Below are 21,770 nucleotides of genomic sequence, written 5' to 3' on the forward strand. Positions count from 1 at the left end.
CCATTCTTTATTACTTTTAAAAGTAACACAGGGATAATTAACCGTCTAAACATAAAGTTGCATATATAGACATAGTTGTTATATATTATATATTTATTTTATTTCTTTCTGAAAAAATACAAGCCGAAGGATGAGAAACACTAGAACTAAAAATCGCAATAGAGAAACAACATAGGTAAATGTTCGGACTAAAGATGAGAAAATAACAGTTGGATTAACAGAACCCAGAGAGAGTGAAAATTTATTCATAAAATAGGTCGTTTCTATTCCGTTAGATGATATAGATCATAACCTAACCTTGTGGGTAGAAAACTATGCTAAAGACATTCTGTAAAATGAAGAAAGATGGGGGCATTTTGGGGGTGATCCTGAAAGCGAACCAACTTCAACGAATTGCCCCCTAAAATTAAAATCCCCCAGCGCCCGCAGCGCCAGGGGATTCCCTCGATTAATACAACGTCATGTAGTGGTCGCGTTCCCACTCGTGAACCTGAGTGCGATACATGTCCCACTCGATCTCTTTCAGTTCATACAGATGAGTACGAGCGTGCTCACCAAGCGCATCGCAAATGACTTCACTCTTGATCATTTCGTTCAGCGCCTCTTTCAGATCGGAAGGCAGGCTTGGAATACCTTCTTCGATCAGCTCCTCCTCGGACATCACATAGATGTTGCGGTCAACCGGCGCAACAAGCGGCAGCTCGTTTTTGATACCGTCAAGACCAGCTCTCAGCATAACAGCCAGTGCCAGGTATGGGTTGGCTGCAGGATCCGGGTTGCGAACCTCTACGCGTGTGCTCAGTCCGCGCGAAGCCGGAATACGGATCATCGGGCTGCGGTTGCTGGAGGACCAGGCCACGTAGCAAGGCGCTTCGTATCCAGGAACGAGACGTTTGTAGGAGTTAACGGTCGGATTCGTTACCGCTGCAAAAGCACGGGCATGCTTCAAAATACCGGCCATGTAATGGCGAGCATCTTTGCTCAGGCCAAGGCTGTCGCTTTCATCATAGAACGCGTTGACGTTCCCTTTGAACAAGGATTGGTGACAGTGCATACCGGAGCCGCTCACGCCGTACAGCGGTTTAGGCATGAAAGTCGCATGCAAGCCGTGTTGACGGGCAATCGTCTTAACGACGAGCTTGAACGTTTGGATTTGGTCAGCCGCCTTGATGGCATCTGCATATTTAAAGTCAATTTCATGTTGACCTGGAGCAACTTCATGGTGGGATGCTTCAATTTCGAAGCCCATTTCTTCGAGGGTGAGGACGATTTCGCGACGGCAATTCTCCCCGAGATCCGTTGGAGCAAGGTCGAAATAACCGCCTTGGTCATTCAGCTCCATCGTCGGGTTGCCTTTTTCATCGGTTTTGAAGAGGAAAAACTCAGGTTCAGGACCTACGTTCATTGCGGTATATCCCATGGCTTCCGCTTCTTTCAACGCGCGTTTTAGAATGTTGCGCGGGTCTCCGGAGAATGGTGTGCCATCCGTCATGTACACATCACAGATAAGCCGTGCTACACGATCCTGGGCAACCCATGGGAAAATAACCCAAGTGTCCAGATCCGGGTACAGATACATATCGGATTCTTCGATACGAACGTATCCTTCAATGGAAGATCCGTCGAACATCATTTTGTTATCAAGCGCTTTTTCCAATTGGCTGACAGGAATTTCTACGTTCTTGATCGTTCCGAGCAAATCAGTAAATTGCAAACGGATAAATCGCACGTTCTCTTCTTTGGCAATGCGTAAAATGTCTTCTTTGGAATAACTCAAGATCTCTCTCTCCTATCGTTTTTCTAGATTTTGAAAAAGCGGGATAACTCTCCTTGGATCAGCGAAACCTGACCCCGCCTGTTCCCAGTTACCAGCTCCTGCTTCAGCCGGCGATAAAGCTCTGAATCCGTCAGTTCCTTCCGTTTCTCTTCGGTATCCTCCGTCATGACCGTCGTCTCCGGAGATTCCTTGATTACTGGCGCCATAACCTGTTTAATACCCGCTATATTGGCGCCCCGCTCAATCAATTTCTTAATCTCCAGCAATCGCTCCACATCATTGTACGAGAAAAGACGCTGGTTCCCTGAAGTACGGGCCGGCATAATCAACTGATGCTGCTCATAATAGCGAATCTGCCGAGCCGTCAAATCGGTAAGCTGCATGACGATACCGATCGGAAACAAAGCCATGTTTCTGCGAATTTCCTCACTCACCGCTCTCAACCTTCCGCATATATTTCACAAAAAATATACTATGTCAGATAACCTGACATGTCAACAAGCATGTTAGGTATTCACAACAAATTTCGGTCCTTCATCGTTTGTAGAGCCGTCAGTAGACCGAATTTTACGTGCGAATAAGTCAACCCGCCCTGCATATAAGCGATATAAGGCTCGCGAACAGGCGCATCCGCCGACAATTCCAAGCTTCCTCCCTGAATGAAGGTACCTGCAGCCATAATGACCGGATGCTCGTAACCCGGCATATCCCACGCCTCCGGCACGACATATCCGTCCACCGCGGCGGCTCGTTGAATCCCCTGTACGAACGCAATCAGATGCTCAGGCCCGCTGAAGGAGATGGCCTGAATTAAATCAGTACGGGTATCGTTCCAGCTCGGGCGGCTCTCAAAACCGGCGCGCTCGAACACAGCCGCTGCGAGAATGCTGCCCTTGATGGCCTGTCCCACTGTCGTGGGCGCGAGGAACAGCCCCTGATAGATGCCTCTCGTCGTCCCTAGCATTGCCCCTACTTCCGCGCCGATGCCCGGCGCTGTCAAACGATAGGCAGCGAGCTCCACCAATTTCGCGCGGCCGCAAATATAGCCTCCTGTCTCCGCCAAGCCGCCGCCTGGATTTTTAATTAAAGACCCGGCCATTAGGTCGACCCCAACCTGCGTGGGCTCCAGCTCCTCGGCGAATTCGCCGTAGCAGTTATCGACGAAGACGATGCAATCCGGCTTGATTTCCTTCACCTGGCGAACCATTTCGCCAATCTGGGCTACTGTAAAGGAATTGCGCCAGTCATAGCCGCGAGATCTTTGGATTCCGATCACTTTAGTGCGTTCGTTCACCTTCGCGCGTACGCTCTCCCAATCTATCTCTCCGTTCTCTAGTAAAGCCACCTCGTCATAGCCAATGCCAAAATCCTGCAGTGACCCTGTTCCATCGCCGGGATGGCCAATCACTTTATGCAGCGTGTCATACGGCGTGCCCGAGATGTAGAGCAGTTCATCACCAGGCCGCAGCACGCCAAAAAGCGCCGTGGCAATCGTATGCGTGCCCGACGCAAAATGCGGACGTACCAATGCAGCCTCGGCGCCGAACACATCGGCATACACAAGATCAAGCACTTCACGCCCGCGATCATTATAACCGTAACCGGTGGATCCGGCGAAATGATAGTCGCTGACCTGATGCCGCTGGAACGCCTCAATCACCTTCCATTGATTTCGGTCAACAATACGGTCAATCACCTTAAATTGCTCGGCTACCTGCTGCTCCGCATCTTCCAGCCATGTTACGATTTCTTCTGCAAATACTGCCATAATGTCAAAACTCTCCTCTACCCATGCTATCTAATTTAATCATTGCTGCTATTGATTATGCTGTGCGCCATGCTCCAATTTAAAAGGCAACAGAGCCGAGCCATACTTCTCATAATCCTTCTGGTTAAGGATGACACGGTAAACAATGACATCCTCCTCTATGCTCCTGTCAATCACGTTGCCTACGCGATATAGCAGTGAAGCCAATTCCCCGCGCTGCGCCGGAATGCGGAAAGTAAATGTCCCTCCGTACAAATGCTGCTGCACCGCTTCCTGGATGCGCAGCAAATCACCTTCATCGAGTGCGCTGACTTTGAGGTATCCCTTTCCGGACGGAAGCATCTCCAGACGTTCTGGGGAGCACATATCCTTCTTGTTGAACAGCACAATCTGCGGCGTGCTTCCCGCGCCGAGCTGCTCCAGAATTCGCTGCACGATGTCCATCTGATCATCCCGCATCGGCGACGAGGCATCGACCACATGCAATATGAGATCCGCTTCGTTCGCTTCCTCCAGCGTGGCGCGGAAGGCGGCGACCAAGTCATGCGGCAAATTCTGAATAAAACCGACCGTATCGGTAATGATGACCTCTTTGCCGCTTGGCAGCTCCAGCGAGCGGGTTGTTGGATCAAGCGTGGCGAACAGCTGATTCTCGATGTATACTTCCGCTGCGGTCAGCGCTTTGAGCAGCGTTGATTTGCCGGCATTCGTGTAGCCCACCAGCGCCAAATGAACGACGCCCGTCTCCTTGCGCCGTTCCCGGTGCAGCTTGCGGTGGCGGGTCACTTCATTCAATTGCCGCTTCAGCTCCCCGATGCGCCGCCGGATATGGCGCCGATCCGTCTCCAGCTTGCTCTCACCCGGCCCGCGGGTTCCTATGCCGCCACCTAGCCTGGACAAATTTTTGCCGTGGCCGGACAAGCGCGGCAGCAAATAGGTGAGCTGAGCCAGCTCCACCTGAATAATCCCTTCCCGTGTCTTTGCGCGCTGAGCAAAAATATCCAAAATCAGCTGCGTCCGGTCGATGATCTTTACATCGAGAATATCCTCAAGATTCCTTACCTGAGCCCCCGAGAGCTCCTGATCGAAGATGACGGTATTCACGTCATAATCCTGGATCGCCTCATGCAGCTCATCGACCTTCCCCTTGCCGATAAACCATTTCGGGTCCGGCTTATCCCGGTTTTGGACGAGAGTATCCGCCACCTCGACGCCTGCGGTCAAGGCCAGCTGCACGAGCTCATCCATGGAATAGGCGGGATCGATCCCGCCTCTCTTCACATCCTGCGTTGTCAGGCTGACCAGAATCGCCCGGTCAGGTATTTCCGTATTCGTCTCATACAGCGAATTCGTCATCCATCTTTGCTCCTTATAGGCGCCGTTCTTCCTTCAGATCCAGCTTCAAATCCTCCTGCCGCAGCGTCATTAATTCCAGCTTGCCGGGCGATCCGCCGCTGTACTGCGTCAACAGGCGAACCGCTTGGCTGCGAATCGAACGTTCAATGACGTTGCGGACGTATCTGGCATTGCTAAAGGCATGCTCGCCCTCACACTTTTCCCGCAGCAAATGCTGCTTTAATTTGAGTATCGCCTGCGGCATCAGAATATAGTCCCGCTCCTTGGCCATGCCTTCCGAAATTTGAATCAGCTGATCGACGGTATAATCCGGAAAATCGATCACGATCGGGAAGCGCGAGGGCATGCCCGGATTGCATTGCAAAAAAAAGTCCATTTCATCCGAGTAACCGGCCAGGATAAGTATAAACTGGTTTTTATTATCCTCCATCGATTTCACCAGCGTGTCGATCGCTTCCTTGCCGAAATCCTTCTCGCCGCCTCGCGCAAGACTGTACGCTTCATCGATGAACAGAATGCCGCCCAGCGCTCTCTTGACCAGGTCTCGTGTTTTCTGCGCTGTGTGGCCGATGTACTCCCCCACGAGGTCAGCACGCTCTACCTCGATCAAATGGCCTTTGCTGAGCACGCCAAGCCGCTGGAACATCTTCGCGACGATTCTGGCGACCGTGGTCTTGCCTGTGCCCGGATTTCCCTTGAACACCATATGATAGACTTGAGGGTTCGACAATAACCCCGCTTCAGAACGCATATCCGTAATTTGCAGCAGCGCATATATTTCATACATTAAGTCTTTAATGTGATTAAGCCCTATAAGTTGATCTAATTCCTTCTGTATTTCTGCGAATGCACCTTGCTGAGGGATCACTTTGGCCGTTGACTGCAGCTCCGGCTCGGATAGGCTTTGCGTAACGACGGGGGGCTCGGGATTTCGGAGAATTACGTTGATCTGTCTGGAAGGCCTCTCTTCGGAAGATCCGCTTCTGGCCACAACATGCCCTGGCATCGTAGAATCACCTCTTCGTATAAGGGGTAGGATCACTCTCTTCTTCCAGTGTATTCTCTCTCCCGAACCATTATTAGAAGACTATAAATCCAGACCCAGCGCAAGGCCGGCCTGAACCATCTTCCATTTCGTATACGCAAGCACTTCGCGAAGCGTGTTCGGAATCGGCTTCAGCACCTTCGATTTTGTCAGAGACAGCTTCGGATGCTGATAATTCAAGGCATTGGCGATTTCAAGGGAACGGTTCCCGTGAAATGTATGGGTCATGATAAGCGCGGAGCTGAGCCCGTGCTCCTTCATTATTTCTTGACTGAATTTCAAGTTCTCATACGTGCTCGTTGCCTTGTTCTCTAGCAACATAACCTCTCGCGGCACGCCATGCTCCGCCAAATAATTGGCCATGCCTTCAGCCTCGGTATATTTGTAGCCTTCCCGATCCAAGCCTCCCGTGAGCAGAAACATCTTGAACTTGCCGGCCTCATACTCCGCCAGGCTATGGCGAAGCCGCTCCTCGAGTCCTGGGCTCGGCCGGTCTCCCCACATGGAAGCCCCGAGGACAATGCCGACATCCGCCGGCGGCGTATCGATGGTAGCTACAGCAGAGCTGCGTTCCACGCTGCCGATTTGCGCCAGCACATAAAGGAACCAGCAAATGCATATCACGGCAAACACTAATCCCCACCGAAGCAGCCGAATGTATAACGGCCGTGATTTGCGCTTGTCCTGCATGCTTAAGTACGAACTACTCCTAAATCGAATCATCTTAACCTCCTGAACGGAACGGCTCGGAATCCATAAAGCCGCTGTGGAAATGCTCAAGAGACATCTCGAAATACGGAAATTCATGCCGGTTGATCGCATCCAGCACTTCCCTTGCTGTCTCCATCGCATTGTCATAATCCTTCACCGTGATGTGGCCTTTCGTCAGCGCTTCATCCAGCTCATCTTCGTCCATCAGGAATACTTCCCTATTCTTCAGTACAACGATGTCCAAATACAGGTCATCAAACCAGGGAACGCCTTGATCGGTAATGCCTTGATTTTTGCAGACGTCAATGTACCACTCGACAATATCGCCCTTGTCGTCGAACATCGCCGTAACGACGTAGCGTCTTCCCTTCGGATAATATTGGAGCCAGGTATAGCCTTTATCCGCGATACGAAACGTATGGCCCCCGTAAGTCTTCCATAAGGGATCTCGCAGCGCAAAAATGGTGTACAACGTCACGTAGCCTGTAAACCTGTCGCTTTCCACATACTTGGATTTAAATTTACGCTGGGTAATGCGTCGCCAGTTCGCTCGGTCTCCAAATTTTCGCTTCATGGTATAAACCCTTTCAACACAATGTAATCACAGCTTACCATATTTGAAAGAGAGTCACAAAACCGAAATTCAGCAGTTAAGCATTATTAAACGATTTGTACTGCTAGACAAACAGAAAAACACCGACAGTCCTTTAATAAGACTGTCGGTGTTATGATTGCCTCGAACTTGCTTTAACCTCCGGCGTTCATCCCAGCGGCGGGATCCGCGAATGGATCAACTGCGCCGCCGTCTTCAGGCGGAGGCGTAATCGAGTTTCCGCTACCGGGCTCGGCACCGCCTGAGCCGTCAGCTCCTCCAGAGGTGCCGCTTCCGTCTCCGATTCCGCCTTGGCCAGGAGGTGTGCCTGAGCCGCCATTAGCACCGTTACCATGGCCATTTCCATGGCCGTTCCCATGGCCGTTCCCCTGACCATTTCCATTGCCCTGGCCTTGCCCAGGTGTACCTTGACCCTCTCCGCCCTGTCCTGGATCCGGAACACCTCCGTCTTGTCCTTGATCCGGCGGGAATGGAATCTGTTCATCCTCCCCTTGATCGATTTCGTCCATAGTCTCATCACCGGCGAGATCGATGGTTACCTTATTTGATGGACCGCTCTCGGCATCATTCACCGGATCGTACGCGGTAACATAATATTCATAGCTTGTTCCCGGTACGACACTCAAATCCTCGATCGATGTCGTAGCTGCATCCAAATAATACGTATAATCGGATTCCGAGGCTTCCTTGCGGTAAATACGGTAGACAGCCCCTTCCTGCTCAACACCGTTCCAGTTCAAGGATATCGTCTGCGTGTCCTCGCTATAGGAGGCCGTTAGTCCGCTCGGCGCTCCAAGCTGTACCTCCGGCGGCTTCGTCTCCTCCATGTTCTTCGGCACATGGAAGTCTTTGACCGGAATACCTTCCATCGCTTCCTTCATCACGGCCGCGAACAGCGCAGCGGTCTGGCCGCTGCTTCCGTTCAGCAAGTGATCCTTATCCGGGTTGTCGTAACCCATCCAGACCGCTCCCGTCCATTCCGGCGTATAGCCAACGAACCAGACGTCGCGGTTCTTGCTGCTCTTCAGGCTCTTGATGCCATGCTGCGTCGTTCCCGTCTTACCGGCAACTGGACGATTGAGGCGGGCTTTTTTCCCCGTTCCTTCGTTAACGACATCCTGCAGAAGCTGCGTCATCTGATAAGCGGTCTGTTCTTTCAGCACCTGCTTCTGCATCGGCGCATCCGCCTTATGAACCTCTTTGCCGCTATGATCGACAATGGACTTGATCGAATAAGGCTTATTATATTTGCCCTGGTTCGCAAACACACTGAACGCGGAAGCCATCTCCAGCGTATTAGTCCCACGCGTCAACCCGCCGAGCGCAATCGCCAGGTTGCGGTCGTCCTTATCCATGGTAATGCCCATGTCTGTCGCATATTTAACACCCGTTGAGACGCCTACCTCATTCAGCAGCCATACCGCAGGAATGTTGATCGATTTCGTTAATGCGGTTCTAAAGCTAATTGTGTTGGAATATGCCCCTCCTAGGTTGTTAGGACAATAGTTGCCAAAGCACTGCTTCTCGTTGCTGACCATAGAATCCGGAGTAAACTTCCCTGTATCCAGTGCTGGCGCAAAGGATACGATCGGTTTGAACGCTGAACCTGGCTGCCTCCGGCTATCGAGACGGCTGAAGCCCTTCCGCTGGTAATCCCGTCCGCCAAGCAGCGCTACCAGGCTTCCGTTCTCATGGTTCATGATGACCATCGAGGCCTGAACCTGCTGGTCATCCTTGCTTTTCTCGAAGAAATCATCGTTCTCAAACGCCTTCTCCAGCGCTTTCTGCGCCTGCATATCCATCGTCGTGTAGATTTTATAACCACCGCGGTTAAGCTGGTCTTCGGTCATGCCCCACTTGTCCTCCGCTTCATCTAGGACATAATCCTTGAAGGCTTCGAAGCTTTGGCCTTTTGTCGGAGGCACATAATCGTATACGACTGCTTTGGCATGCTCCATCTCGGCCTGCGTAATATAGCCCTGCTCATACATCAGTTGGAGAACGACTGCCCGGCGCTGCATCGACAGCTCCGGGTTGCGGAGCGGATTGTATTTGGATGGTCCCTTCGGCATCGCTGCCAAGGTGGCCATCTCCCACAATTCCAGTTCGTCCAGGTTGCTCTTGCCAAAATAGCGGATCGATGCAGCTTTAATGCCATACACGGTGCCGCCAAAGTTAATCCGGTTCAGGTACAAGGTGATGATCTCATCCTTAGTATTGTTGCGCTCAAGCGCCATGGCGATCGATAGTTCCGTCGCTTTCCGGAAAAACGTCTTGTCGAAGTCCAGGAAAATATTTTTTGCCAGCTGCTGGGTAATCGTACTTCCGCCCTCGACCAGCTTGCGAGCAACGACGTCCTTGACCGCCGCACGGCCTATGGCCCAAAGGTCGACGCCGTTGTGCTCGTGGAATCGCTTGTCCTCCGTCGCAATGAATGCGTCCTTCAGCAATTTTGGAATTTGCTCGGACGTGACCGGCTCGCTTTTTTCCAAGGACAATTCGCCCATTAGGTTACCGTTGCGGTCGTATACTTTCGACGTCTCATAAACCGTCAGCTTTTCTCTGTTCTCGGCCAGTATTTTCTCGCCGTTTATTGTAATGTACAGGTAGCCTGCAATGGCGCAAAATATAGCTAGCGCGATCGTAAAAAACGAAGTCCACAATACCCGTTTAGCCGTTAGCTTCTTCTTTTTCTTGGCTTTTGGCTTCGCAGCCTTCGGATCCGGCTTACTGCTTCTTTCCAATCTGGAAGGTCTCTTTGTAGACATGGTTATCTCTGACTCCCTTCTTGCCAGTCTCGCATTTGTACGGAAAGAAAAGAACAACCTTGTGTCAGGTTGCTCCGCTCTATTTCCTATACCATTAAACGTAACAGCTTTAAAAAAGTTTCAACCGGCCTAAGCTTCGCCTTGATTTTCTTGCATCAGCGATACGTTGCGCTGCGGCTGAAACGTCGAAATCGCATGCTTGTACACCATTTGCTGGCGTCCGTCGCTATCGATGACGATGGTGAAGTTATCAAACGCTCTAATCGTTCCTCTAATCTGAAAACCGTTAGTTAAGAAGACGGTAACAGGGATGCTCTCTTTACGCAATTGGTTCAAGAACGTATCTTGGATATTAATGGACTTATTCATTAGCCGTACCCCCAATAGAAATCATTAGTGTTTTGAATTATATTCAAGATCAGTGGGAAACTTTCCTGCTATTATAGCATGAGCGGCTTTTAAATTCCCGGAAAAATTTTGGCCGTCTCCCACATCGATCCACGAAATGTCCTTCATCCGCCGAAACCAAGAGAGCTGGCGCTTGGCAAACCGCCGGGTATCCCTCTTTAATTTCTCTATCGCTTCGTGAAGGGGCACACCATCCTGAAGATGTTCAACAATCTCCTTATAGCCGAGTCCCTGCATGGATATCAAATCCCGGTTATATCCTTTCTCCAGCAGTCCCTGTACCTCATCTACCAGTCCGTTAGCGATCATTTCGTCGATTCGCTGTTCAATACGGTTATAAAGCATTTGGCGGTCCATTGTCAAACCGATTAAGCACAGATCGTACGGCGACTGCTTCGTTTGGCCCTCTAATTGCGACGATAACGTCTCTCCCGTCAGATGGTAAATCTCTAGCGCCCGCACGACCCGACGTACGTCATTCGGATGCAAACGGGCCGCGGATTCAGGGTCAACCAGAGCTAATTTCCGATGCAGCGCCTCGACCCCTTCTTCCTCGGCCATGCGCTTATGCGCTTCGCGGAACGCCTCATCCATTCCCGCTTCCGTAAATTGGTACTCATAGCAAACCGATTCGACGTATAAACCCGTTCCTCCGACAATAAACGGCAGCCGGCCCCGTTCATGGATTTCCGTAATCAGCTGCTTGCTCCAATCCTGAAACTGGGCGACCGAAAACGGCTCGTCCGGCTCTAGGACATTAATGAGATGATGGGGAATCCCCTGCATTTCATTCGGGGTAATTTTGGCCGTACCGATATCCATACCCCGATATACCTGCATTGAATCGCCAGATATAATTTCGCAGGAGAAAGCCTTGGCAATCTCGATGCTTAGGCTCGTCTTGCCTACGGCCGTCGGCCCGACAAGGACGAGCAGCTTGGGTTTATGCTGCCTGTTCAAAGGGTAATCACTCCGTACGTTATTTTGGACCGGACACGCCCTGAGACGCAAAAGCCCAGTCGTTCGAATTCACCGCTGCCTATTTTCTCCTTCAAGATGACCGCCCTGCGGGCGACGCGGCAGGCCTCAAATATCGCCGACTCCTCCAGGCTGCTGTTATTAGCAAACGCGCGCAGCGGCGAAATGGAGGAGGATTCCAGTACAGGATCACGGAACATCGGGTCGAAATAGACGACATCTGCGCTCTTATCCGGCATTTGCCCAAGCAGGCGAAGATGATGGCCTTGCCTAGGCTCGATACGCCGCAAAGCCTCGTCAAAAGGCTGCAGCCCGGACTCATAATAAGTGAGGCCTTCGCTAAGAAGCGACCAAAGCGGCAGGGAATCCTCCATGGCGATCACCTTACCTTCAGGCCCCGCGCCGAGAGAGAATACGATCGAATCCGAACCAAGCCCTGCCGTGCAATCGACGATCGTGTCGCCCGGTCTGATGCCTGCCGCCTCCAGCATCGTGTCCTTCTCTCCCTTAAACAGCCGCTTCGCCCGCACGAACGACATGCTGGGATGGAAGGCCATCGGCTGTTCGCCTGGCCGGTGCAGCCGCGCTCCGCCTTCGAGAACGACGAGGATATCCTCGCCGGGATACAGCTCAGAAAGCCGTTTTATCGATGCCCGGTTTCTTTGGACATAACGGCAGCCTGCCTTCGCTGCAAGGGCAGCGGCGCGCTCCACGGGAGCCGGCGCATTGTGCTCTCCGGTCGTAATTATCAATAGTCTTCCTCCGATCACATAACTCGCTTGAACAGCTTCTCCAAATCGTAGGTAGAGAAGCTGACGACGATCGGTCTTCCGTGCGGACAAGTATACGGCTGCTTACAAGCCGCTAACCTCTGAATAAGCGTTGTCGCTTCCTCCGGCGTCAGCTTCTGATTCGCCTTGATCGATGCCTTGCAGGAGACAAGAATCGACGATTTCTCCCGCAGCTTCGCCAGGTCGATTTGCCGTTCCTGCAACACCCACTCGGCCATTTCTTCGATAATGGCCGCCTCGTCCCCCGAAGGGAACCAGTATGGATGGGAGACGACGCGGAACGTACCGCCGCCAAAATGCTCCAGAATGACGCCGGCGCTCTCGAACCAGTTCAGCCGTTCCTTGAGCTTCTCGCTTTCCGCCGACGTAAATTCCAGCGTAATCGGAAGAAGCAGATCCTGAGATGCGTCCGCAGGATGACCGAATTTCTCATAGTAATATTCATAATTGACGCGCTCGTGAGCGGCGTGCTGATCGATCAGATACAGCCCCTCCTCATTTTGAGCGATCAGATACGTTCCATGGTGCTGACCGATCAGGGCCAGCTCCGGGAAAGCCGGAAGCTCCGGCGCCGCCTCTGGCGAGCCGTACAGCGCTTCCGGCATGCGGCCGCCCTGAGGGGCGTTGTAACCGCTGCTGCCGTTATAGGCAGCAGCTCCCCCGCGCCCCGCAGGGCGGCCCTGCGGCTGCGGCGATTGCCGCGCAGCCGCGTCGCTCCCCGGCCCGCTATCGCGGCCGGGGGAGGCGCTGGCCCCGCCGCCGTAGGGCGGGGCGGCTTCGCGCAGCGCGGCGGAGCCTGCGGCCGTCTCTTGACGGCCGAGGCTGTACGCGCTGCCAGGGCGCTCGGCGCCGCTGTCGGGGCGTTGGTGGTGGGCTTCACCACCAACGCTGTCACTGCGGCGCCCGGCGCCCGCGCCAGGCGCAGGCTCCGCTGCTGCGGGGCCTGGCGCCGGGGCGTTCCCCGCGGCTTCGCCGTGCGGGGGCAGCCCGGGGCTGGCGGCGTCTATGCGCGCCGCAGGGAAGTGGAACTGCTCTTGAATGACCGAGCGGTTCGTGCCCTTGCCGATGGTCTGCTTCACGACCTGCGGAATCAGCACCTGACCTTGCAGCAGCCGACGGATGCTCTCCTCGACAAAGGCGTTCAGCTCGGTCTCCTTGCTGAATCTTACCTCGAGCTTGGACGGATGCACGTTCACATCGACCAAGGAGGGATGCATCTCCAGCTGCAGAACGACCAGCGGATAACGGTTGATCGGCAGCAGCGTATGATAGGCCCGCAGAATCGCCTGATACAATCCCTGGTTGCGAATATATCTGCCGTTCACGATCGTCGACATGCCGCTGCGGTTCGAACGGGTCAGATCCGGCCGTCCGATGAAGCCGCTAATTTTGTAATCCAGATTGTCCGCGGCAATGGGAACCATGGCCCGCGAAGCATTGATGCCGTAAATCGCGGCGATAACCTGCAGCAGGTCGCCATTGCCTTGCGTTTGCAGCAGTATATTGCCATTATGGCGGAGCGTGATGGCAATCTCGGGATGTGCTAGCGCCTGCCGGTACATGACGTCGGAGATATGACCTAGCTCCGTCTGGATCGTCTTCATGTATTTCAGTCTGGCCGGCGTGTTATAGAACAGCTCCTTGATCGTAATATCTGTTCCTTGTGGTGCCGCTGTTTCCTCGTTCTGCTTCAAGGAACCGCCTTCGATCACGATGACCCGGCCCAGGCCGCTGTCATTGCTGCTCGTCACAAGCTGCACTTTAGCGACAGCCGCGATACTCGGCAGCGCCTCACCGCGGAACCCGAGGCTGCGGATTTGGAACAAATCGCGCCCGGCGAGCAGTTTGCTCGTCGCATGGCGGTAGAACGCCTTTTCGCAATCCTCCGGCTCAATCCCCGAGCCGTTATCCGTGACCCGGATCAGCTGCAGCCCGCCTTCCTCCACCTGAACATCGATTTTGCGCGCTCCTGCATCCACGGCGTTCTCGACCAGCTCCTTGACGACCGAAGAAGGGCGCTCCACCACTTCCCCGGCAGCAATCTGGTTGGCGATATGCTCGTCCAGCACAACAATATGGGCCATCATCACTCACCTCTCCCTGCACTTTTCTGGGATTAATGTATATTTTCCTGTAATTAATGTATTTAAGATGAACTAATAAGCTGCTCCCGGATTTCTTGGATGCTTCCCCTTATCCAGTAAAGTCTAATAGTTCATTCTGTATAATCCGTTGTGCACTAAGACACCGTACCATAAGATGCAAATACCAAACGAAGATGCAAATACCAAACGAAGATGTAAATACCACGGGTCATATTTTAAATGGAATTCATGCCTCTAATTAGGCACTAAACGATTGTTTTAGGGAATTAGATGGGTTTTATACACCTAAATCATAAATCAGGCCCATCATTGGCAGTTTCCCTTTTTCTAACGACATGAAATCCATTTAAATATATGTTCCCTTCCTCGCCGCAGAAATTAACTGCTATAAATCCATTTATAAAAAGTTGAACGCTAAAAATGGATGTGAAGCAAGTACGTAAATTGTTCCTACGATCGCTGTTGCTCCTATTTTCCCTAGGTACATGAGATGGTGTCCCTTGCCTGCATCTATTCTGAGTTCATCTTACATAGATTATAAATTTTTGGCCTTCATCTTCAAATCATTGATCAGCTGCATCGCCTGCAGCGGCGTCATATTCAGCAGATCCGCATTCTTCACCATATTAAGTATGTTGCGCACCTTGGCGTCTTCCTCGGCAGGCTTCGATTTCGCCACCGGCGGCTCATCTCCGAAGATCGAGAGCTGCACGACTTCCGCATTGCCCGGCGTCTCGTGTGGCGCCAAGGCTGACACCTCATTCGGCCCCTCGCTCTCTTCAGCAGCCGTTGACTGATGTGATTCCTGCAGCGATATTCCGTTCCACGCGGCCTCTGCCACGATTTGATTCATAGTTTCCGTCCCTGTTTGATTCAGAACTGAGCCGCCAGCCGATGCCTCGGCACCAGCCACGCCCTCATCTAATACATGAGACGTAGCCGCCGGACCCGGCGAACCCGCATGCGAGAGGCCGCCTAGATGATTAGCCGATTGTACGGTGACTCCTGATGCTAGTCCATCTTCAGCGACTGCTAACTGCTGGACGGCCTGTCCGCTTCGGCGCTCAGCGCCCCCGGAAGCGACCTCGGCTGCCGCCTGCTCGAAGCCCTGCAGCAATCCATAGGCACGTTCGATGATTCCACCCGGTAAACCGGCCAATCTGGCACAGTAGATGCCATAGCTTGAATCCGCTGCACCCGGAATGAGCTTCCGCAAGAAGTGCACCTTGTCCCCGCTCTCCTGTACGGCCATAGAGTAATTGCTGAGGCCGGACAAGCTCGTTTCCAAATGAGCCAGCTCATGGAAATGCGTAGATACGAGCGCCTTGCAGCCAATATGATCGTGGACGTATTCAATGACTGCCTGGGCGATGGCCATGCCTTCGCTTGTCGACGTCCCGCGTCCCAGCTCATCGATGATAATCAAGCTGCGCGCGGTTGCTTTCTCCGTCATCACCTGGATGTCGGCCATTTCGACCATGAAGGTGCTTTGCCCGCCGATCAAATCGTCGGCCGCGCCAATGCGTGTAAAGATCCGGTCTATCAGCGGAATTTCCGCCGATGCGGCGGGAACGAAGCTGCCGATTTGCGCCATGATCGAAATCAGCGCCACCTGGCGCATATACGTACTCTTCCCGGCCATGTTCGGCCCGGTAATGAGCAGAATGCTTGCCAGCTCCTGCTGGAGCTTCGTGCTGTTGGAAATGAACGCGGAATCGCTCATCACCGATTCCACGACTGGATGCCGCCCCTGCTCGATGACCATGTCATAGCCATCTGTCAGCACGGGCTTCACGAATCCGCTGTCTGCGGCCACCGCAGCAAGCGAACGGTATACATCGATCACGGCAAGTTGCTCGGCCAGGCGCTGCAGGCGGGTAATTTCCCCGCTAATCCGCTCGCGCAGCTCGGTGAACAAAGCGTATTCCAAGTCGACCATTTTCTCTTCGGCTTCGAGAATCAGCGTCTCCTTCTCTTTCAGCTCCGGTGTAACGAACCGTTCCGCGTTTGCCAGCGTCTGCTTCCGCTCATATCTGCCTTCCGGCAGCAGGGACAAGTTCGATTTCGTCACCTCGATATAATAGCCAAACACTTTGTTGTAGCCAATCTTCAGCGATTTGATACCCGTAGCCTGGCGTTCGGCGGCCTCCAGCTCGGCAATCCAGCGTTTGCCGTTCGTTCCCGCTTCCCGCAGCTCGTCCAAACGCTCATGGTAGCCTTTTTTGATAATGCCGCCGTCACGGACCGATACGGGCGGCTCGTCCGCAATGGCAGTCTCGATTTGGTCCGCCAGATCGGCGCACTCATCCATCTCCCCGGCGACGCGGGCAAGCGTCGTTGATGCCGAAGCTTGGGACAATGCCTTAATTGCCGGGACCTGGCGCAAGGATTGCTTCAGGGCGATGAGATCACGTCCGTTGGCACTGCCAAAGGCAATCCGGCCTACAAGCCGTTCCAGATCATATATTTGTTTTAAGGCTTCCTTCAAATCTTCCCTCAGTATAAAAGATCCGTACAGTTGATCGACCGCCTCTAGCCGTTCCTCAATCAGGCCGCGATGCAGCAGCGGCTTGTCGATCCAGCGCCGCAGCATTCTCGCCCCCATCGAAGTCTCCGTACGATCCAGCAGCCACAGCAGCGAACCGCGCTTGGAGCGTTCACGCACAGTTTCGACCAGCTCTAGGTTGCGGCGGGTAAACGGATCAAGAATCATAAAGTTCTCTGGCTCATATGCCGAGATCTTCGTCAGCTGCCCGAGGGAGCGCTTCTGTGTCTCGCTCAAATAGCCGACCAGCAGCGCCACACAGTCGCGGCGTTCCGGCTCGAGCCGTACCCAAGCTGCCTCACCGAACTGCTTGCGCCCAAGCTCGTCCTTCGCTTTATCCCACGGCGTATATACGATCGGTTTGCCGATCGGACTGCTGGACTGGCGCAGCCAATCCAGCAGCGTGCCGTCCCCGATGATTTCGGACGGGTCGTAAAGCCCGACCTCATCCCTCAGCCATTCCATGCTGGCTGGTGAGGAGCTTGCGTACAGTTCTCCGGTGGACAGGTCGCAAGAGGCGATGGCCATCATGCCCTGCCGCTCCGTAATGCATAGAATGTAGTTATTCGCCTTCTCGCCAATGGTCTTCCCTTCCATGACCGTACCCGGCGTAACGACCCGTACGATTTCCCGGCGCACCACGCCTTTGGCTTCCGCCGGATCCTCCGTTTGCTCGCAGATCGCGACCTTGTACCCTTTCTCGATCAACCGGTGAATGTAGTTCTCGGCGGAATGGTAAGGAACGCCGCACATCGGAATTTTCTCTTCGGTTCCTCCCGCCCTCGCCGTTAACGTAATTTCCAGCTCTTTCGAAGCTAATATCGCATCATCAAAAAACATTTCATAAAAATCGCCCAGCCGGAAAAAAAGAAACGCGTCCTGCGCCTGGGCTTTCACGCTTAAATATTGTTGAATCATCGGCGTATAGGTTGCCATGATCATCCTCCATGCCCATTTCGTAGACTTCTATTATATCAAAAGCGCCCTCCGCTTACGAATGATTTTCCAATTTCCAAAACCTGCGAATGTCCGCCGTCTCATCCCAGGTTCGCCCCGAGCCTGCCGCCTCCATGAACGGGGCGATATAGCCCTCGTATTGGGAGTAAGCTGCCAGCTTTTTAAGATCGGAATGCAGCTGAGGCAGCTCCTCGCGCAGACGTCCTTGATCTCCTTGGTAAAAAGCAGCATGAATTTTTTCGTCGTCCAGCGGTCTGCGAGGCAGCCGTTCCGCATTTCCAGCGATCAACGCTGCGATCGCGACGACACCCTTCGTCACCAGGGGAGAGATCAGGAAGCTGGGCAATGTACGATACTCGAACCCTCCATGCGGCTGCAGCCGAAAATCCCCTAAATAACCGTAACGCGGCCGCCGCCCGAAGCTCCGGCGATCCTCCAGGGCAGCAACAGGCAGCGCCAAATAGTTATCCAGCACCTGCAGCAGTTCGAAGGTCAGAGGAATGCCGCTGAAGTGAATATGCCCGCCCAAGGGAAAGCCGCGCTGCGGCATCCCCCCGGCCTGCCACTGCAGCTCTTTATCATCGATCGATCGATAAGCCAGCTGGAAGGCATGGAGCAAATGCACGAGCACCTCGCGCGGTTCGCCGGCAGGCTTCGGCCGCAGCTCAACGAGCGGAAATCGACGCTCTCCCCGGTATCTCAAGGAGTCGCAACCCGCCTCGCCCGCGAACCCTAAATAGCGGGAAGCCGGGATCACTTTGCCTGTCACGCGATTAAACAGCAGGAATTCTGGATCCATCCCCAGGAGCGCCTTTCTGCCTTCTTTTGCTGTGCCTTGATGCTTCCATAGCTCCTCCGCTGTATCCCATATCACTTGAGCAGCACGCTTAGCCCGTTCTTCCCCGCGGTAATCCGGCATGGCTGTCACTTGCTCGACTGTGAATCTCCCATCCTCACCGGCATGGATTGTCACTTCCCCCATTTCTAGCTGCAAAGCATACAGCGCTCGCACAGCGGTTTTCTCCAAGCGGCGTTCCAGCAGCGGACGACGTCCTTCCTCTTCCTGCGGCAGTGGACGGTGCGTCCCTCCGACACCTAATTCAGCAATGTAAGTCGCCTTTAAGTGAAAAACCTGAACAATAAAGCGGCGTAGGAGTTTGCGATTGCCTCGCGTGAGCCAAGATTCACCTACGGCGGAATCCAGGGCTGCGTTCAATCCGCTTATAGTTAAGCGCCTCTGCCGCCTCGCAATCGAGCTTGCGAGAAATTCGCCTAGATGTCCATTCATCGTAAAAAAGCCTTTGTTCGCCTGCACTTGCTGATTTTTTTCAGAGAACCTGATTTCAATCCATTCCAATGTGCCTAGCAGCGAGCGCTTCGATATGCTTACTTCCTCTTGGCCGTTGCTATGATGACCCTTATGGGCGCGTGACAAAGATTTGAGCGCATCCAGCAGCTGATGCGCAGATGTTCCGCGAATGACCTGAATCCGAGTTCCAAACGGGCGCAGTAACTCCATTCTCTCGTCCCCCTCCTGCAGCGATGTAAGCAGCGTACATTCATTTATTTTTTATACAAAAAGAGGGCAGCCGCCCTCGACGACGCCGCCCCTGCCGCATATATTAGATTATCTTCACCTAGCGCGTGTCCTCCCGAAGCTACAGCTCGTCGTCGAGGAGATCCGGATCCAGGTCTTCGTATTCCCCCGGTTCGGAACCAAAATCGAACTCCTTGTCTTCGTAACCGCCGCCCGGCACAACGAGGACATTGATCTTCGTTTCAGCGATCAGCTCGACGGCGAACTCCCGCTCTACGCGGATGGATACACGGCCATCCCCAGATACGCCGGCTTCAACGGTGCTCGGCTCCTGCGTTGCCTCCGCGGATACTTCCACCGTTGAAGAGCGGTGCCTTGAGTCCACATGGCTCAATGGCACATGTTCTACATAGGAAATCGTCTCTTTGGCTACCTCGGTCTGAGAGTTTTTGCTGAAGGAATACCAGATGTTCACATCGTAACTACCAATAACTTCGATTCCGTCGCCTGCGGAGACCGCCTCATACTGGTGGTTTATAATCCACGCGCCAAGTATGCTGGTCGGTTTATGAGGCGGAGTCACGGTATGGGTTACGGTAGAGAACTTACGACCTTTGCCGCAGATCGCTTTCGTTATAATCTCTCTACTTTGATATTTCGATGACATGTTCGAACCTCCTCCATACATCATTCACTACAATTGTATGCAGGACATAGGCGAATGTTGATTGGACGAAGTAAAATAATAAGAAAAACGTCAATCGAAGTACCTTCCAGGGAGCCAGACCGCTTTTAGAGGTAGTTTTTCTTGCGATATAAGGATGATGAACCTCGGAGCGTAGTCTTACTTATATCTAAAGAAAAACGTCAATCGAAGTACCTTCCAAGGAGCAAGACCGCTTTTAGAGGTAGTTTTTCTTGCGATATAAGGACGGCGAACCTCAACAAAGTAGCTTTAACGGATAGTCCTATGATTTTGAAAGGACAGGAACTTTATCTTTCTTGGCAATTTCCAGATACATCGCCAACTCTCGGCAGATTTGCAGCACGGCGGAGCGAATTTCGAATTCCTCCCTCGTGGAGGGCAGCTCCATTTTTTTGAATTCAAGTTCCCACTCTGCGAGCATGGCCTCCGTCCGGCCCGTATATTCCTCCTCTGTCACATCCAGGCTCAATCGCTCGAACAGCAGTGCTGCAATATCCGTTTGCGGCATCCGCTGAAACACCTGGGCGATGAGCTCCAGCATCGATTCGATCCGCTCCAGCTGCTGTTTGCGCATGTAGAAGTACACGCTCCACGATTCATCGGGCGCGACAAGCTGGTTCTCCAGCGCGCGCTTTGCTCGGGCGAGCCCTTCTTCGATCAGAGCGGCGGCCTCGATCAATTCTTTACCGTCCCATACATGCTGCGGATGATGAAGTGTCAGGGCAATTTGGCTAAAAATGTCCGCGAACAGTCCGTCGATTTTATGGCGAATTTCGCTTAATTTATTCTGTTCTTTTGGCATATAGATGAGATTTACAGCCATCGCCGAGCCCAGCCCGATTACTAGCAGCTCGATTTGCGTCAGCATGACGTGCAGACTCAATTCCTCTCCGCCAAAAACGCGAAATACGACGACCGAGCTCGTCACGATCCCTTCCTTGAAATGCGCGCGCGACATAAGCGGGAAGGCGATCAATATGTACAGAACAAGCACCCAGATATGGAAGCCCAGGATGAAGAATAAACAGAACGCGAGCAGCAGTCCTAAAACTGAAGCGAAAAATCGCGAGGACACGGTCAGCAAGCTCCGCTTCCGCGTCACATCCACTCCTAAAATAGCTAACAGCCCTGCTGATAGCGCCCCTTCAATATCAAACGCATCTGCGATAATAATCGCGATTAGCGTCGCAATCGCTGTTTTTATGACTCGAAACCCCATGCCATCACCCTTATAGAACATAGATTATTTGAAAATAAAAGTACATTGGCTTGATTTTTCTACCGCTTTACATTTAATTAGCATCGTACTACGTTTTGCGGCCATCGCACAATGATATTTCTGTCTCTTAGCACATCACTAGCAACAGTATCTGAATTACTTCCAACTTCTCAAACAGTTACAGATGTCCCAGAAATTCCAGTAGTCCCGTCAGTTCCGTAAGCTACAGAAGTTCCAGAGGCTCCAGACTCCAGCATTGTCTGATTCGTTCGTTGTCACGGTCAGTTGCTTTTCGATGACTGGCTGGATGCAAACGGACCCAGAAGCCCTTATTTACTGTAATAGTGTGCTTTTCGGTTTCCTAACGGACACAGAAGGCCTTATCGAGCTATTTCCGCCCTATTTTGAGCTGAATTTCTTGAAATAGCGTCTTCTGTGTCCGTTCCAACTAAATTTTGCCCTATTTCGTACAAATAGCGGAACGTA

The 21,770-nt window shown here is 52.8% G+C and carries 16 protein-coding genes; all 16 read right to left on the minus strand.

The annotated features are described in order from the left end of the window. Positions 1-448 precede the first annotated feature (448 nt). The 16 genes from glnA to ACYUJT_RS20735 all read right to left on the minus strand — a co-directional run bounded on the left by glnA (position 449) and on the right by ACYUJT_RS20735 (position 21,284). Positions 449-1,777: a type I glutamate--ammonia ligase gene (glnA, locus tag ACYUJT_RS20660; RefSeq protein ID WP_460325788.1), complete on the minus strand. Its 1,329-nt coding sequence runs from the start codon at positions 1,775-1,777 to the stop codon at positions 449-451. 23 nt (positions 1,778-1,800) lie between these two features. Then, a complete protein-coding gene (locus tag ACYUJT_RS20665) occupies positions 1,801-2,211 on the minus strand; it encodes a MerR family transcriptional regulator (protein ID WP_460325790.1) in 411 nt (136 codons plus the stop codon). 80 nt (positions 2,212-2,291) lie between these two features. Then, the gene (locus ACYUJT_RS20670; protein ID WP_460325792.1) at positions 2,292-3,545 is read right to left on the minus strand and encodes a methionine gamma-lyase family protein; all 1,254 of its coding nucleotides are present in this window, start codon (positions 3,543-3,545) and stop codon (positions 2,292-2,294) included. Between the two features lie 48 nt (positions 3,546-3,593). After that, positions 3,594-4,901: a GTPase HflX gene (gene hflX, locus ACYUJT_RS20675; protein ID WP_460325794.1), complete on the minus strand. Its 1,308-nt coding sequence runs from the start codon at positions 4,899-4,901 to the stop codon at positions 3,594-3,596. A gap of 13 nt (positions 4,902-4,914) precedes the next feature. Next, the gene (locus tag ACYUJT_RS20680; RefSeq protein WP_460325796.1) at positions 4,915-5,907 is read right to left on the minus strand and encodes an AAA family ATPase; all 993 of its coding nucleotides are present in this window, start codon (positions 5,905-5,907) and stop codon (positions 4,915-4,917) included. Positions 5,908-5,988: 81 nt separating this feature from the next. After that, complete coding sequence (locus ACYUJT_RS20685) at positions 5,989-6,669, minus strand: YdcF family protein (protein ID WP_460325798.1); 681 nt, start codon at positions 6,667-6,669, stop codon at positions 5,989-5,991. Between the two features lies 1 nt (position 6,670). Beyond that, positions 6,671-7,231: a ribonuclease FAU-1 family protein gene (locus ACYUJT_RS20690; protein ID WP_460325800.1), complete on the minus strand. Its 561-nt coding sequence runs from the start codon at positions 7,229-7,231 to the stop codon at positions 6,671-6,673. Between the two features lie 173 nt (positions 7,232-7,404). Then, entirely contained in the window at positions 7,405-10,038 is a 2,634-nt protein-coding gene (locus tag ACYUJT_RS20695; protein WP_460325802.1) for a transglycosylase domain-containing protein, read from the minus strand. Positions 10,039-10,167: 129 nt separating this feature from the next. Further along, complete coding sequence (gene hfq / locus ACYUJT_RS20700; RefSeq protein WP_213592129.1) at positions 10,168-10,407, minus strand: RNA chaperone Hfq; 240 nt, start codon at positions 10,405-10,407, stop codon at positions 10,168-10,170. Between the two features lie 24 nt (positions 10,408-10,431). Beyond that, positions 10,432-11,406: a tRNA (adenosine(37)-N6)-dimethylallyltransferase MiaA gene (gene miaA, locus ACYUJT_RS20705; protein ID WP_460325805.1), complete on the minus strand. Its 975-nt coding sequence runs from the start codon at positions 11,404-11,406 to the stop codon at positions 10,432-10,434. After that, on the minus strand, positions 11,403-12,176 hold the full coding sequence (locus ACYUJT_RS20710) for a class I SAM-dependent methyltransferase (RefSeq protein WP_460325807.1): 774 nt from the start codon (positions 12,174-12,176) through the stop codon (positions 11,403-11,405). The genes miaA and ACYUJT_RS20710 overlap by 4 nt, the downstream gene beginning before the upstream one ends. A 14-nt stretch (positions 12,177-12,190) precedes the next feature. Then, on the minus strand, positions 12,191-14,299 hold the full coding sequence (mutL, locus tag ACYUJT_RS20715) for a DNA mismatch repair endonuclease MutL (RefSeq protein WP_460325833.1): 2,109 nt from the start codon (positions 14,297-14,299) through the stop codon (positions 12,191-12,193). Positions 14,300-14,855: 556 nt separating this feature from the next. After that, on the minus strand, positions 14,856-17,801 hold the full coding sequence (gene mutS, locus ACYUJT_RS20720; RefSeq protein WP_460325809.1) for a DNA mismatch repair protein MutS: 2,946 nt from the start codon (positions 17,799-17,801) through the stop codon (positions 14,856-14,858). A 55-nt stretch (positions 17,802-17,856) separates the two neighbouring features. Then, positions 17,857-19,341, minus strand: coding sequence for a putative amidoligase domain-containing protein (locus ACYUJT_RS20725; RefSeq protein WP_460325811.1), 1,485 nt, complete (start codon positions 19,339-19,341; stop codon positions 17,857-17,859). 139 nt (positions 19,342-19,480) lie between these two features. Next, entirely contained in the window at positions 19,481-20,026 is a 546-nt protein-coding gene (gene cotE, locus ACYUJT_RS20730; RefSeq protein ID WP_460325813.1) for an outer spore coat protein CotE, read from the minus strand. Between the two features lie 301 nt (positions 20,027-20,327). Further along, positions 20,328-21,284, minus strand: coding sequence for an aromatic acid exporter family protein (locus ACYUJT_RS20735; RefSeq protein WP_460325835.1), 957 nt, complete (start codon positions 21,282-21,284; stop codon positions 20,328-20,330). Positions 21,285-21,770 lie beyond the last annotated feature (486 nt).

It is taken from the genome of Paenibacillus sp. YSY-4.3 (genome assembly GCF_054767475.1).